Annotated in this window: 14 protein-coding genes and 2 pseudogenes; 13 read left to right on the forward strand and 3 right to left on the reverse strand. The window is 68.8% G+C overall.

The window, feature by feature from the left end; translation table 11 throughout:
• Positions 1-72: 72 nt before the first annotated feature.
• From OG559_RS09675 to OG559_RS09685, 3 genes are all read left to right on the forward strand, one after another.
• Complete coding sequence (locus OG559_RS09675; protein ID WP_405114436.1) at positions 73-219, forward strand: hypothetical protein; 147 nt, start codon at positions 73-75, stop codon at positions 217-219.
• A gap of 674 nt (positions 220-893) precedes the next feature.
• A complete protein-coding gene (locus tag OG559_RS09680; RefSeq protein WP_405116536.1) occupies positions 894-1,484 on the forward strand; it encodes an SLATT domain-containing protein in 591 nt (196 codons plus the stop codon).
• A gap of 67 nt (positions 1,485-1,551) precedes the next feature.
• Entirely contained in the window at positions 1,552-2,811 is a 1,260-nt protein-coding gene (locus OG559_RS09685; RefSeq protein ID WP_405114438.1) for a reverse transcriptase domain-containing protein, read from the forward strand.
• A gap of 59 nt (positions 2,812-2,870) precedes the next feature.
• Here the strand turns inward: OG559_RS09685 and OG559_RS09690 are convergent, their stop codons facing one another.
• The gene (locus OG559_RS09690; protein ID WP_405114440.1) at positions 2,871-3,341 is read right to left on the reverse strand and encodes an NUDIX domain-containing protein; all 471 of its coding nucleotides are present in this window, start codon (positions 3,339-3,341) and stop codon (positions 2,871-2,873) included.
• Positions 3,342-3,469: 128 nt separating this feature from the next.
• Here OG559_RS09690 and OG559_RS09695 point away from each other — a divergent pair, with 128 nt between their 5' ends.
• The 3 genes from OG559_RS09695 to OG559_RS09705 all read left to right on the forward strand — a co-directional run bounded on the left by OG559_RS09695 (position 3,470) and on the right by OG559_RS09705 (position 4,963).
• The gene (locus tag OG559_RS09695; RefSeq protein WP_405114442.1) at positions 3,470-3,658 is read left to right on the forward strand and encodes a hypothetical protein; all 189 of its coding nucleotides are present in this window, start codon (positions 3,470-3,472) and stop codon (positions 3,656-3,658) included.
• On the forward strand, positions 3,651-3,884 hold the full coding sequence (locus OG559_RS09700; RefSeq protein ID WP_405114444.1) for a hypothetical protein: 234 nt from the start codon (positions 3,651-3,653) through the stop codon (positions 3,882-3,884). The genes OG559_RS09695 and OG559_RS09700 overlap by 8 nt, the downstream gene beginning before the upstream one ends.
• Positions 3,885-4,237: 353 nt before the next feature.
• Positions 4,238-4,963 carry a GntR family transcriptional regulator gene (locus tag OG559_RS09705; protein ID WP_405114446.1) on the forward strand — a complete coding sequence of 242 codons (726 nt, stop codon included), beginning with the start codon at positions 4,238-4,240 and terminating at the stop codon, positions 4,961-4,963.
• Position 4,964: 1 nt separating this feature from the next.
• Here the strand turns inward: OG559_RS09705 and OG559_RS09710 are convergent, their stop codons facing one another.
• The gene (locus tag OG559_RS09710) at positions 4,965-5,432 is read right to left on the reverse strand and encodes a hypothetical protein (RefSeq protein ID WP_405114448.1); all 468 of its coding nucleotides are present in this window, start codon (positions 5,430-5,432) and stop codon (positions 4,965-4,967) included.
• A gap of 69 nt (positions 5,433-5,501) precedes the next feature.
• On the opposite strand from OG559_RS09710, the pseudogene OG559_RS09715 reads away from it, so the two are divergent.
• The 6 genes and pseudogenes from OG559_RS09715 to OG559_RS09740 all read left to right on the forward strand — a co-directional run.
• Positions 5,502-5,657: pseudogene (locus OG559_RS09715) on the forward strand (cell division protein FtsK); the annotation flags it as partial.
• Between the two features lie 104 nt (positions 5,658-5,761).
• A complete protein-coding gene (locus OG559_RS09720) occupies positions 5,762-6,307 on the forward strand; it encodes a tyrosine-type recombinase/integrase (protein ID WP_405114450.1) in 546 nt (181 codons plus the stop codon).
• Between the two features lie 202 nt (positions 6,308-6,509).
• The gene (locus tag OG559_RS09725) at positions 6,510-7,313 is read left to right on the forward strand and encodes an HAD family hydrolase (RefSeq protein WP_405114452.1); all 804 of its coding nucleotides are present in this window, start codon (positions 6,510-6,512) and stop codon (positions 7,311-7,313) included.
• Positions 7,314-7,603: 290 nt separating this feature from the next.
• Positions 7,604-8,500 carry a hypothetical protein gene (locus OG559_RS09730; protein ID WP_405114454.1) on the forward strand — a complete coding sequence of 299 codons (897 nt, stop codon included), beginning with the start codon at positions 7,604-7,606 and terminating at the stop codon, positions 8,498-8,500.
• Positions 8,497-9,739, forward strand: a pseudogene (locus OG559_RS09735) (methyltransferase); the annotation flags it as partial. The gene OG559_RS09730 and the pseudogene OG559_RS09735, both read left to right, overlap by 4 nt.
• A gap of 100 nt (positions 9,740-9,839) precedes the next feature.
• Positions 9,840-10,472, forward strand: coding sequence for a TetR/AcrR family transcriptional regulator (locus OG559_RS09740; protein ID WP_405114456.1), 633 nt, complete (start codon positions 9,840-9,842; stop codon positions 10,470-10,472).
• A 69-nt stretch (positions 10,473-10,541) separates the two neighbouring features.
• Here OG559_RS09740 and OG559_RS09745 read toward each other — a convergent pair whose 3' ends face one another.
• Complete coding sequence (locus OG559_RS09745; RefSeq protein ID WP_405114458.1) at positions 10,542-11,288, reverse strand: oxidoreductase; 747 nt, start codon at positions 11,286-11,288, stop codon at positions 10,542-10,544.
• 226 nt (positions 11,289-11,514) lie between these two features.
• Here OG559_RS09745 and acs point away from each other — a divergent pair, with 226 nt between their 5' ends.
• A complete protein-coding gene (gene acs, locus OG559_RS09750) occupies positions 11,515-13,479 on the forward strand; it encodes an acetate--CoA ligase (RefSeq protein ID WP_405114460.1) in 1,965 nt (654 codons plus the stop codon).
• Positions 13,480-13,502: the final 23 nt, after the last annotated feature.

Below are 13,502 nucleotides of genomic sequence, written 5' to 3' on the forward strand. Positions count from 1 at the left end.
CGAATCTTCGGTACCGTCCGCGAGGTGAGCCCTGCTTCGAGACGCGCATCCACCACTCGAACGCTCGGAAACGTGCTCCTTGTCGCCGGCCTCCTGGTCTCGGCCATCACTCTGTCGACCGACGCAGGGGGCACAGAGCCGCAGATCCTCGCGGGATTCTTCGTCGCCGCTGGGATCGGGCTACGCATCGAAGCAGCGATCATCGAATCTCGGGCGTGACGATCCGGGCGGCCAAGTTGCCCGCCGCGCCGGCCGATGCCGGCCGGAGGCCGCCAGCAGGCCGAGGGCGGCGGGAGGCCGCGCTTGCGCGGCCCCTTGATCCTAAAGAGAGTGTTTCGGCAGTCGTTTGTCGAAGCGGGAGCTGAGCGGAACTGAAAAGCCCCAGCGTACCTAGCAGCGGCCCTGCGAGCGACGCCTGCTCCTACCCAGCCTTAGGCCCGTCACGGTAGACGGCGTCTCACGTCTTCTGTGTCCACACGCCAACGACCGCCGAGTGCTTACACCGGTCGTCACTCAATTCGTGAGGGTCAACCCCAAGGCGCAAGGCGCTGGAGGACGTTTACCAACATAAATCCGTGTAAGCATATGGCGAAAACCTGCTGGTAGGAGCCTCACCTGGTCGCCCTCTCCTTGGGTTTTCCTGCCAAGTCGCTGTCGCTGGGCAAAGGAACGCCAGGGTAGCGTTTGGATGGTAGGATGCCAGGCGGCTCGGCCACTTGCTCAGGTACATCGCTTGAGTGGCAGTAGTAACATGCCGTGTTGGTCCGCCCATGCGGTTTGCTTCGGCTTAATTGCCGGGGCAATGCTCGCATCCGGAGTGCTGCGGGTGACGTTTATTTTATGGTCAGGCAAGGAGACTAGTGGCCGAGCCGCTACCTGACGCCCTCTCTCCGATGTTGGAGCGTCTAGAGAAAAGAAGTTACACGACATATCTGTGCCGACTGAATGCTTCTCGCCGCCTCAGTCATGCAAACACTGCATGGAATCTCGCTCTAGTTGCTTTATCAACATCGACGGCCATCGCGTCTGTCGGACTTCTTACGAAGCGGGATATGTACGGTGTTGGCGGAGACGCCCTCATGGTTGCTTTATCCATACTTTCGTTGGTAGCTTCGCTTGTTGTCTCGGGTGCCGGTTATGGAACTAGGGCGCGGGCAATGGAGGAGAACTACAAGAGGATTCAGCAGATCTCTGTTGCGGCCGAAAACCTCAAGGAGTATGCGGGGCCGAATCGGCAAGACAAATGCGAGAAGTTGCAATGGGAGTATGACGTTGCAGTCGCCTCGTCCGAGAACCACACCAGTCGCGACTTTCATAGAATTCGATTGAGAAATCAGGGCGAAGGGGGCAGCAAGTTGCAGCTACTTCGTGATCTCGCGGTTTCTGTAGCGTATTCGTCGGTGGCCACGCTCCCTTACGCCAGCCTAGCGGTGCCAATTTTGATATTGATACCATTCGGCACCTGGTTCTTCAATGGCATCTAGGCCAGCTTCTAAAATCTTCAGGTCGGCGACTGCTCCATCTAACCTAGTGCGAGTCTACCGGGAACATGTGCTTGAAAAGAGGGCTCGCGGCCGTGATGGCGTGAGTCCGGACGCACTGAACGGTGAGATTAAAGAAGTGACCTCCTTCATCTCGCGAAGAATGAGATCAGGAACGTACCGATTCAGCGCCTATCGAGAGTTTCTCCAACTCAAAGGGGCAGGGCGACCTCCCCGCGTGTTGTCAGTCCCAACGGCTCGCGATCGGATCGCCCTTCGCGCCTTGGCGGATTGCCTTGGCGAACTATTTCCTCAGACTCGGGGCACACTCCCGCAAAAGCGCGTACATCAATTATCTGAAGCGCTTAGAGTTGGCGGTTTTGATTCTTACATTAAAATGGACGTAGAGAACTTCTACCCATCCATTCGTCACGAATTGATTGAGAAAGGGTTGCGAACTAGAGTTCGCAAGGACGAAATTATTGAAGCTGTTTTAGGTGCAGTGAAGACATCAACGATCCCTGTAAGCCATAGAAGTCGGACCCCGAATGCGCGGGGCGTACCGCAAGGGCTTGCTATATCGAATTGCCTTGCCGAACTTGTCATGCAAAGGATCGACAGCGAGCTTGCGGCAGAGGGCTGCTTCTACGTTCGCTATGTAGATGACATTTTAATATTGTGCGACCATGTAGACGTCGATCGGATAAGCAAGCTAGCGGTGACGCTCTTTGGGGAGCTTGGCCTAAAGGTTCACGAGGTATCGGGCGGGGGGAGCAAGTCGAGCACTGGGGATATCTCGGATGGCTTCAGCTACCTCGGGTACACGTTCAATCCGTTGACCATATCTGTCCGCGACCAGAGCGTTCGGAACGTCGAGAATTCAATTGCACGCATCTTCACTCGCTATAAGCACGAAAAGAATGTCCGTCTGCTTGAGAGTCGCATCAACACGTTGATTACCGGCTGCATTTACGGTGGCAACCCGTATGGCTGGCTGCACTACTTCCGACAAATGAATGACCTTACACTTCTAAAGCGCCTGGACGTCTTCGTCGGCGAAATGAAGAAAAGATCCAAAGTGCCGACCGGGTTCGCGACAAAGAGTTTCGTGCGCGCCTATTGGTCAATCACCCACCCTCACGGCAAGGACGGGAAGTATATCCCCAACTATGATGTGATGGACATTGACAAGATGAGGGACATCCTGGCAGTGCATTTAGGCGAAGAGGAGGTTGCGAAGATTTCCGATAGCGGAATCGGGGTTGCATTCAGACGCTTGATGGGGAAGCTCACGGTAGAGCTAGAAAAGGACATCGGACACCTATCCTAAATGGGGGGCTTGACGCCTCGCGTTCAGGGCCGCCTTGAACGTGTATCGGAACCACAGTTCTAGATTATTGCGCTGCCATGCTCGGCGTAGGTGGAACCTCCGTCGCTGCGTGCCACGATTGCGGTGCGGATCCTGCGGGCGAGCCGGGGCGGCCCATATTGCCCCATCGCTTCAGCAGTCACGTAGCGACATTCGGTTAATTCCCCGTCTGCGAAGCGAATTCCGCTTTCCTGTTCAGCGGTGAGTGATCCGCCATCGAAGATGAAGAGGAGCTTGTCGCCCTCGTGTTCGGCGGGCGCCCAGTCAACAACCAGCATCGGTCCGAGCGCGGGCGTGAGGCCAAGTTCCTCTTCGACCTCACGTGCGCACGCCGCTCGGGGCGACTCGCCGGGTTCGACATAGCCGCCGGGGATGTCCCAGTGCTCTTTGTAGCTGGGGCGTACGAGGAGCACGCGGCCTTCGTTGTCGAAGAAGAGGGCGCCGGCGGCGACGCGTGGGGTTGCCATGGGTGGCATCTCGTTGGCCGTCACCAGGGCAGCCTAGATGGGATGGATTCAGTCGAGCACCTTGAGCCGCCGAGCCAAGCCGACCAGTTGAGCCGAGGGCTTGCCGCGCTGCCGACGTATCCACGTCAGGGCGAGCTGGCGGCTGAGGAACGGTGGACGACACGCCGACGTACTACGGCTGGGTGTGGCTTACCGGCTACTCCATCGACCTGGCCACCGGCAACGCGCTGGCGCGGCGGGAGGTCTTCGTGCAGATCGCCGGCCTGCAAATTCAACGACGCAAGACCGACAGCGCGCCGCCTCGCAACGTGGCGCCGGCGATGAGGAGACGCGGTGTTTGACATCCGGATACAACTCGGCGCGGTGCTGAAGATCGATGCAACGGATCGTCTCCTACCGTCGGACGGGCCGGTGACGTTGTGGGTCACCGGGGTCCGGCTGGTGGTCAACCGCCCGCCGCACGACGAGTGGATCTGGGTCGAAGGTGTCCGGCTTAGCCCGTCCGGCCGCCGAGGTCCGCAGACGCAGATCCTGGTACACGCGAGCAAGCTGCTACCTGAAGGGTAGGGCCAGTGACCACGTACCTGTCCGGTGCGGCGTACGACCAGCTCCGGGCAGCGCAGGGGCAGCTTGACCAGCACACGTCGTCGAGCGCGGACGGGCGCTGTGCCGGCTGTGGGGATGAAGGGCCGTGTTCCCGGCGGGCGGCGTTGCGGGTGTTCGGCCGGTACGGCTGCCTGCCGCGCCGCTGGCCGGGCGCGTCGCGACCGGAGCAGGTGGCGCCTCGTCTTCCTGCTCGGGCTGGCTGGCCGCAGCGGTGGAGCGGGTGACGCCGGGCGGCTGACCTGACTTGTTCTGTCATGCATACAACTCATAAGCTGCTGTGATTCATGCAGCGTTCATAGGTGGGGTGGCCCGCGATGGCGTACGAGATTCCGACGCCGAAGTACCTGCGCGTGTTGAACACGCTGCGGAAGCGCATCGAGGACGGCGACTACACGCCCGGTGCGGCACTGCCGTCGGAGAACCAGCTCTGTATGGAGTTCGGGGTGTCCCGTCCGACGGTGCTCAAGGCGCTGGGCATCCTCAAGCAGGACGGCTGGATCGAGTCGCAGCAGGGCAAGGGCAGCTTCGTACGCGGACGTCCCGCCTCCGGCCGTACCTCGCCCGACTACGCCCGCGACGCGGTCGTGTTGGACGAGACCGGGGAGACGGAGATCCTGCACGTCGGCCCGGTGCTCGCCTCACCGCGCATCGCGGCGGAGTTGAAGATCCCGGAGGGCACGCCGGTCTACGAGCGGCGCCGCCGGACCGTCTCGGAGGCGGGGCCGGTGGACCTGGTGGCCACGTTCGTGCCGGTGGACATCGCGGTCGGCACCGACATCACCAAGCCGGACCCGATCCCGGGCGGCCTGCTCGACCTCATCGCCCGCCACAAGGGCCTACGCGCCGACTACGCCACCGAACGAATGACCGCCCGCCGGGTGAGCGACATCGAGGCCGAGGCCCTGAAGGTGCCGGCCGACGAGTCGGTGATAAGCGTTGTCATCACCGTCCACCAGGCATCCGGTAATCCGATCATGACGTCGGTCTTGGTTATGCCGGGCAGCCGCCACGAGATCGAGGACACCTACGCGCTGTCCTGAGTCAGTTCCACAGATCGCCGTAGAAGTCCTCGTCATCGTCGGCTGGCGGCAGCGGCGCCTGCCACCAGAGGTCAATGAGGAACCTCTGACTGTTGCCCTCTCCGCTGCGGTAGACCCGGACGCCGTAGACCCCAGCTCCTTGCGGTAGCGCGAGCTCTACCGCCGCTCCTCCGGTGATCTGTTCGACGATCATCTCTCCGGTGGGGAGGTGCAGCTCAAGCTGTCGACATCCGTCCCACTGGCTGCTGTCGGCTTCGGGCTCGCCGGCCCACACCCGCAGCTCGAGCCCCACCCTGAACGGGTCGAGGGGCGTTAGCACCGTGAGTCGGTATGTGGATGCGCCGGCTACCTGATCCTGCGCATCTCTGAGCGACTCGCCATCGTCGCCGGCATCGCACCACACGTCCCGTAGAACGAAGTGGCCGTAGGAGATGGGGACGGTGGCCTCGTGTCGGGCGAAGAGCTTCATGGGTCCGGAGATTGCCACCGCCGTCCGACACTCCTATGTGAACTGCTCTCATCGAAACCTTGCTTGTGCTTACCAGCTGAGGGCCGGGCTGTCGGGGTGCACGTGGTCGCCGCGCTCCAGGACCCGCGCAAGGACGTGCTGCCGTTCCGGGACCTGTTCCCGACCCGGATCGGGCTGCGGTTGACCGAGCCGGAGCAGGTGGACATGGTCCTCGGCGACTCGTCGACGAGCTGCGCCACCGGCGCGGGGCCGGATCGTCGGACGGCCGGGCGCTGGTCTTCGCCGATCGGGACGGCGGGCCGCAGCGACGGTCGAACTTCCGGCGGCGGGTGTGGCTGCCGTCGCTGGTACGGGCCGGGTTGCTCGGCCGGGTCGCCGAGGTGGCGCCGGGCCGGTGGCTGGCGACGTGGCCGGACCGGGACGGCCGGGAGCAGCGGGCGGAGTTCACGACGGAGGCGGAGGCGGTGGCGCACTCGGCGGCCTCGGCGGTCGGCGGGCTGCGGTTCCACGACCTGCGGCACTCGTACATCACGTCGCTGGTGACGGACGGAGTGCCGGTCAACGTGGTGCGGCGGGTGGCGGGGCACGAGAAGGCGTCGACGACGCTCGACCGGTACACGCACACGCCCGAGGACTACGCCGACCGGGTCCGGCTGACGTCCGCTGACGATTCGCTGACTTGCCGCCCGTCGCCCCGCCCGACGGACCCGGCGGACTCGCCCCCACCTGGGCCGGAAGAAGATCCGAAAAGGGACGACCCCCGTCGGGGGGAGACGGGGGTCGTCGGGCGGTTCGGCTCCGGGGGGGTTGAGCCGAACCGACTCAGCGGTTACGGGGGGTGCAACCGCCGAGGGCCTGCTTCGCACGACACGTGAGTCCTCGTCGCAAGCACAAGCATGCCTGAGCAGACCCGTATACGTCGAGTGGTGTTGACTCCACTCAGTGCGAAATTGTGTTCGGAGAGTGTGACCGCCGTCACTGACGGGCAGCGGTCCTAGGGGTCGCCCCCAGGTCGGGCCGGAGTCCAGTACCCCAGGGACCCGCCGACGATAGTCCATCGGGCTAGACTTTCGCGCCGTGGGCCGAAGTGCCGCTTTTTTCGATCTGGACAAGACCGTCATCGCCAAGTCGAGCGCCTTGGCGTTCGGTCGGCCGTTCTACCGGGATGGGCTGATCACCCGGCGGGACGTGGTCAAGTCGGCGTACGCGCAGCTGATGTTCCGGCTGGGCGGCACCGACGAGCAGACCATGGCCAAGACCCGGGACTACCTCGCCGCGCTCTGCAAGGGCTGGCAGGTGGAACAGGTCCGCCAGATCGTCGCGGAGACACTGCACGAGCTGATCAACCCTTACGTGTACGCCGAGGCGGCGGCCCTCATCGAGGAGCACCAGGCCGCCGGCCGGGACGTCGTGCTGGTCTCCGCCTCCGGCGAGGAGATGGTCCGGCCGATAGGCGAACTGCTCGGGGTGACCGACGTGATCGCCACCCGGATGACGGTGGCGGACGGCCGCTACAGCGGTGAGGTGGAGTTCTACTCCGCCGGGCCGAGCAAGGTCGAGGCGGTCAGCGAGCTGGCCAGGCAGCGCGACTACGACCTCGCCGACTCGTACGCGTACTCCGACTCGATGAGCGACCGGCCGCTGCTGGAGTGCGTGGGCCACCCGAGCGTAGTCAACCCGGACCGGGCGCTGCGCAAGCTCGCCAGCGAGAACGCCTGGCCGGTGCTGGAGTTCAGGCACCCGATCCCGCTGGGCCGCCGGCTGCGGGAACGCCCCGCCGTCCCGGTCGCCGCGGCGGCCCTCGGCGTCGGCGTCGGGGTGGCCATCGGCATCGCCTGGTACGGCCGGCACCGCCGCACCCGTACCGCCCCGGTCGCCTGACCGACGCCCGGTCACCTCACCGACCGGCGTCCGCCGCGCCCGATCACCTCTCCGAGCGCCCCCGCCGCCTGACTCCGCCAGGACGCGACGCTCCGCTCCGGAGCGACCCACCAGTGGACGGCCTCGCCCAGGAGCGACCCCACGAGGGGACGGCTCTGTCCCGAAGCGGCCCCACCAGTGGGCAGCCCTGTCCCGGAACGGCCGCGGCCGCCGAGCCAAACCCCTGTTGAGCGATCGCTCAAATCCGCCTATGCTCCGCTTGAGCGATCGCTCAAACTGGGGAGGATGTCATGTCGGAGCAGGGCGAACGGCCACCGCGGCGGACCGCCGCCAACTGGGTGCTGGCCGGGCTGATCGCGGCCTTCGGGCTGGTGGTCTACATCGTCACGATCCGCGCTGGGCGGGCCGACAGCGCCCTGCTGTTCGTGGCCCTCCCGGTGATCCTCGCGACCGCCCTGGCCCTCACCCCCGGCCGGACGGCGCACGGCCGGGTCTTCGTGGTCACCACGATCGCCCTGCTGCTGGCGGCGGTGGCGCTGCACGAGGGGGCGGTCTGCGTCATCCTGGCCGCCCCGCTGGTGTACGCGGTGGCGCACGGCACCACCGCGCTGATCCGCGCGCTGCGGGACGCCTCGCGGACGTACGCGGTCCTCGCCGTGCCGCTGCTGCTCCTGCCCGGCCTGGAGGGCAGCGGGATCGGGCCACGGCTGGACCCGGAGCAGTCGGTCGAGGTGGTCCGGGTGGTGGCGCTGCCCGCCGACCAGGTCGCCGAGCGGCTCGCGGCCGGCCCCCGGCCCGTCCCGGTCCGGTCCCTGCCGTTGCGGCTGCTGGGCGCGCCCACACCCACCGAGGTCAGCGGCGACGGCCTGGCCGTGGGCGACCGCTGGATGTTCGGCTACCACGGCAGCGCGCACGGGCCGGGCGGGCACCTGCTCGCCGAGGTCGAGACCGCCCAGCCACAACAGGTCGTCTTCCGCTTCGTCGAGGACACCTCGATCACCGCCCGCTGGTTCACCTGGCGGCGTGCGGACCTGCGCTGGCGGGCGGTCGACGCCGGGCACACCGAGGTCCGGATCAGCGTGGACTACCGGCGCGGCCTCGACCCGTCCTGGTACTTCGGCCCGGTGCAGCACGTCCTGCTCGGCGAGGGGGTCGGGCACCTGCTGGACATGACGGTCCCGCGGTGACGGTCGCCCGCCACCTGAGCCTGGCGGTGCCCCTGCTGGCCGTGCTCGCCGCCGCCCGGTTGGAGCGAAACCGGGACGCCCGGGCGGCGGCGCTGCTGGCCTTCGTGGCCGGCGCCGTCGGCATCGCGGCCCTCGACGAGGCGGCCCGGCGCACCGGCTGGTACACCTTCGCACCCGTGCGGGGCGCGTACCGGGGGCTGCCGGTGGACCTGTGGATCGGCTGGGCCGCCCTGTGGGGCCCGTTGCCGGTGCTGCTGCGCAGGGTCCTCCCGCTGCCGCTGGCGCTGGGCCTGCTGCTCTGGCTCGACGCCGTGGCGATGCCCGCCCTGCACCCGCTGGTCCGCCTCGGTCCGCACTGGCTCCTCGGGGAGGCTGCCGGGCTGCTCGCCGTGGCCCTGCCCGCCCAACTGCTCGGCCGGTGGTGCGCGGACCGCCGGCACCTGGCCGCCCGGGCGCTGCTCCAGGTCGGCCTCTTCGCCACCCTGCTGCTGTGGTTCGTGCCGACGCTGGCCTTCGAACTGGGCGACGGTTCCTGGGCCGGGCTCACCGGGCTGCCCCCGTCCCGGCTGCTGCTCGCCGGGCAGGTCGTCCTGCTGGTGGCGACGCCGGCGCTCGCCGCCGTGCGGGAGTTCGCGGTCCGGGGCGGCGGCACCCCGTACCCGTGGGATCCGCCCCGGCGGCTGGTCACCACCGGGCCGTACGCCTACCTCGCCAACCCGATGCAGTTCGGCGCCGTGGCCCTGGTGCTGCTGACCGCCGCGGCGACCGGGAGCCTGGCGCTGGCCGGCGCGGGCGCGACGGCGGTCGCCTTCGCGGCGGCGGTGGCCGGGCCGCACGAGGAGCACGACCTCGCCGGCCGGTACCCGGAGGACTGGCGGGCCTACCGACGGCGGGTCCGGAACTGGTGGCCGCGCTGGCGGCCGTACGTGTCGGGGCCACCTGCGATCCTCTGGCTCGACGCCGACTGCGGGCCGTGCGCGGCGGTGTGGCGCTTCCTCGCCCGCCGGCACCCGGCGGGCCTCGTCCTCCGGCCCGCCTCGGCGTACGAGGGGGTGCTGCGGCGGGCGGAGTACGCGGGCGGTGACGGCCACCGGGAACGGGGGGTGGCCGCCGTCGCCCGCGCGCTCGAACACGTCCACCTCGGCTGGGCGCTGGCCGGCTGGACGCTGCGGCTGCCCGGGGTCGCCTGGCTCGCGCAGTTGGTGACCGATGCGATGATCGCACCGCCGCGTCCGGCCAGCGACCGGCGAGCCGGGCAAGCCGGCACGCGAGAAGCGCGAGCCACAGAGGCTGGCACGCGAGAAGCCGAAGCCGGACGAGCCGGCACGCGAGGAGAGGGATGTCCGACACCAAGCAGCGCCTCCTGGACGGTGCCATCGCCGCGATCCGCCAGCACGGCATCGCCGGGGTCTCGGCCCGTACGATCGCCGCCGCCGCCGGGGTGAACCAGGCGCTGGTGTTCTACCACTACGGCAGCGTGGACGACCTGCTAGCGGCGGCCTGCCGGGCCAGCACGGTCGAGCGGGTCGGGCACTGGTCGGCGCGGCTGGCCGGGGTTGGCTCCCTGCGCGAACTGCTCGCCGTCGGCCGCGCCCTGCACGAGCAGGAGCGGGAACTGGGCAACGTTTCCTTCCTCGCCCAGATGCTCGCCGGGGCGCAGGCCGACGAGCGGCTGGCCGCACCGACGGCCGGTGCGCTCCAGCTCTGGGTGGACGAGATCGAGGCCGTCCTGGGTCGCCTGCTCGCCGGCTCCCCGTTCGCGGAGATCGCGGACGTGCCCGGCCTGGCCCGGGCCGTGTCGGCCGCGTTCATCGGGCTGGAGCTCTACGACGGGGTGGACCGGGTGGCGGCCGAGCGGGCGATGTCCGCGCTCGACCAGCTCGCGATGCTCATCGAGATCGTGGACGACCTGGGGCCGATCGCCCGACGGGCCCTCCAGTCCAAGGTCAACCGGGCGGTCCGGCGCGACTGAGCCACGGCCCGGGAGACGGGACCGGCACGGGCGGCCCGGGCGTCGACAGGGCGCGGCCCAGGTGACGGGTCAGGCGGCGGCGAGGATCTCGTCGCCGACGGCGGTGAGCTGGTCGGCGCCCACCTCGACCGCCGTCAGGTAGTGCCGCAGCCAGGAGCGCAGCCCGTCCGGGGTGCCGGTGGCGAAGGCTCCGGCCGCACCGACGTACTCCGGCTCGCGCTCGCGGTGGCCGACGTCGGTGCCGACCAGCCCGCGCGGGTCGAGGCCGGTGGACATCAGCACCAGCCGGGCGGCGCCCCGGGCCACGACCCCGGACGGCCCGGCGAACGGGCGCAGGTTCAGCAGCTCGCCGTGCACCACGGCGGCGAGCACCAGCGGGGGCACGGCGGTGCCGCCGGCGACCAGCCCGGCCAGAGCGTCCAGCCGGGCGCCGACCACCGGATCGGCCACCGGCCGTCCCAGCTCGTCGGCGGGTACGACGTCCCGGGCGGCGAGCACGTGCAGCCGGGCGAGGACCTGTCGGGGGGCCCTCGGCCAGGGCTCGGTCAGCCCGGGCAGCGCCCCGGCCACCCGCAGCGCGCCCTGGAGCACCGGGTCGGTGACCGTACCGGCGCGGACCGACTCGCGGTCGTGGGCGGCCCCCTCCAGGGCGGCGCTGGCCACGGCGCAGCGGAGGCTCACCTCGGCCGCGACCTGGCCGCCGTGCCGGCGCAGCGCGCGGTGCCGCAACGACTGGTCGACCCGGTCGCGGGCCCGCTCGACGGCGGGGGCGATGTCGGCGAGCGCGAGCAGCGGGGCGAGCGGATCGGTGGTCACCCCGTCACGCTAGCGACCCGCCCGGGCGCCCGGCCCGCAGCCGCCCGACAACGCGACGCCCGCCACCCGGTCCCGCCCCGCCGCCCACCTCACTCCTACAGCTCGGCGCGCGGCGGGGGCCGCTCGGCGCGGGTGTGCTCCGGGAGCTGTCGCGGGCACCGCCCGCCCCGGCTAACCTCTGCGGGGGTAGGGACGCAGGTCACGGATGCGATGAGGGAGTCACGGCATGAGCGAGGCACTGGCCAATCTGCTGAACGAGACCCGGCAGTTTCCGCCTCCGGCTGAACTCGCCGCGAACGCCAACGTCACCGCCGACGCGTACGCCGAGGCCGCCGGGGACCGGCTCGCCTTCTGGGCGGAGCAGGCCGGGCGGCTGGCCTGGGCGAAGCAGTGGGACCAGGTGCTCGACTGGTCGAACCCGCCGTTCGCGAAGTGGTTCGTCGGCGGCCGGCTCAACGTGGCGTACAACTGCCTGGACCGGCACGTGGAGGCGGGCCGGGGCGACCGGGTCGCCATCCACTGGGAGGGCGAGCCGGGCGACACCCGGACCATCACGTACGCCGACCTGCACCGGCTGACCTGCCAGGCGGCGAACGCGCTGACCGAGCTGGGCGTGACCGCCGGCGACCGGGTGGCGATCTACCTGCCGATGGTCCCGGAGGCTGCGGTGGCGATGCTGGCCTGCGCCCGGATCGGCGCCACCCACAGCGTGGTCTTCGGCGGCTTCTCCGCCGACGCGCTGACCAACCGGATCCAGGACGCCACCGCCAAGGTGGTGATCACCGCCGACGGCGGCTACCGCCGGGGCAAGCCGTCGGCGCTGAAGCCGACAGTGGACGAGGCGGTGGCGAACTGCCCGTCGGTGGAGCACGTGCTGGTGGTCCGCCGCACCGGCGAGGAGGTCGCCTGGACTGCCAAGGACCTGTGGTGGCACGAGACGGTGGAGCAGGCGTCGACCGAGCACGCCGCGGAGCCGTTCGACGCCGAGCACCCGCTGTTCATCCTCTACACGAGCGGCACCACGGCCCGGCCGAAGGGCATCCTGCACACCACGGGCGGGTACCTGACCCAGGTGTCGTACACGGCGCACGCGGTGTTCGACCTGAAGCCGGAGACGGACGTCTACTGGTGCACCGCCGACATCGGCTGGGTGACCGGCCACTCCTACATCGTGTACGGCCCGCTGGCCAACGGCGCCACCCAGGTCATGTACGAGGGCACCCCGGACACCCCGCACAAGGGCCGGTTCTGGGAGATCGTCGACAAGTACCAGGTCAGCATCCTCTACACCGCACCGACGCTGATCCGGACGATGATGAAGTGGGGCGATGACATCCCCGCCGGCTTCGATCTGTCCTCGCTGCGGCTGCTGGGCAGCGTCGGCGAGCCGATCAACCCCGAGGCGTGGATGTGGTACCGGCAGCACGTCGGCCGGGGCGAGCTGCCGGTCGTGGACACCTGGTGGCAGACCGAGACCGGCGCGATCATGATCTCGCCGCTGCCGGGCGTCACCGAGACCAAGCCGGGCTCGGCGATGACCCCGCTGCCCGGCATCGTGGCCGACGTGGTGGACGACCAGGGCCAGTCGGTGCCGAACGGCGGCGGCGGATACCTGGTGCTGCGCGAGCCGTGGCCGTCGATGCTGCGCACCATCTGGGGCGACGACAACCGGTTCATCGAGACGTACTGGTCCCGGTTCGAGGGCATGTACTTCGCCGGGGACGGGGCGAAGAAGGACGACGACGGGCACATCTGGCTGCTGGGCCGGGTGGACGACGTGATGCTGGTGTCGGGTCACAACATCTCCACCACGGAGGTCGAGTCGGCGCTGGTGTCGCACCCGTCGGTGGCGGAGGCGGCCGTGGTGGGCGCGACCGACCCGACCACCGGCCAGGCGATCGTGGCGTTCGCCATCCCGCGCGGCACCACCGACACCACCGGTGAGGCGGGCGAGAAGCTCATCACCGAGCTGCGCAACCACGTGGCGAAGACCCTCGGCCCGATCGCGAAGCCGCGGCAGATCCTGCTGGTGCCGGAGCTGCCGAAGACCCGCTCCGGCAAGATCATGCGCCGGCTGCTGCGGGACGTGGCGGAGAACCGGTCGCTGGGCGACGTGACCACCCTCCAGGACTCCTCGGTGATGGAGCTGATCTCCTCCGGGATCGGCGGCGGCAAGTCCGACGAGGACTGACGGCAGGCGTACCCCCTCGGTGG

It is taken from the genome of Micromonospora sp. NBC_01405, assembly GCF_045040155.1.
Taxonomy (GTDB): domain Bacteria; phylum Actinomycetota; class Actinomycetes; order Mycobacteriales; family Micromonosporaceae; genus Micromonospora.

Coding starts and splice junctions, on each gene's coding strand:
- OG559_RS09680 (WP_405116536.1), top strand. CDS start 894: ATGTTGGAGCGTCTAGAGAAAAGAAGTTACACGACATATCTGTGCCGA.
- OG559_RS09705 (WP_405114446.1), top strand. CDS start 4,238: ATGGCGTACGAGATTCCGACGCCGAAGTACCTGCGCGTGTTGAACACG.
- OG559_RS09710 (WP_405114448.1), bottom strand. CDS start 5,432: ATGAAGCTCTTCGCCCGACACGAGGCCACCGTCCCCATCTCCTACGGC.
- OG559_RS09730 (WP_405114454.1), top strand. CDS start 7,604: ATGTCGGAGCAGGGCGAACGGCCACCGCGGCGGACCGCCGCCAACTGG.
- OG559_RS09740 (WP_405114456.1), top strand. CDS start 9,840: ATGTCCGACACCAAGCAGCGCCTCCTGGACGGTGCCATCGCCGCGATC.
- acs (WP_405114460.1), top strand. CDS start 11,515: ATGAGCGAGGCACTGGCCAATCTGCTGAACGAGACCCGGCAGTTTCCG.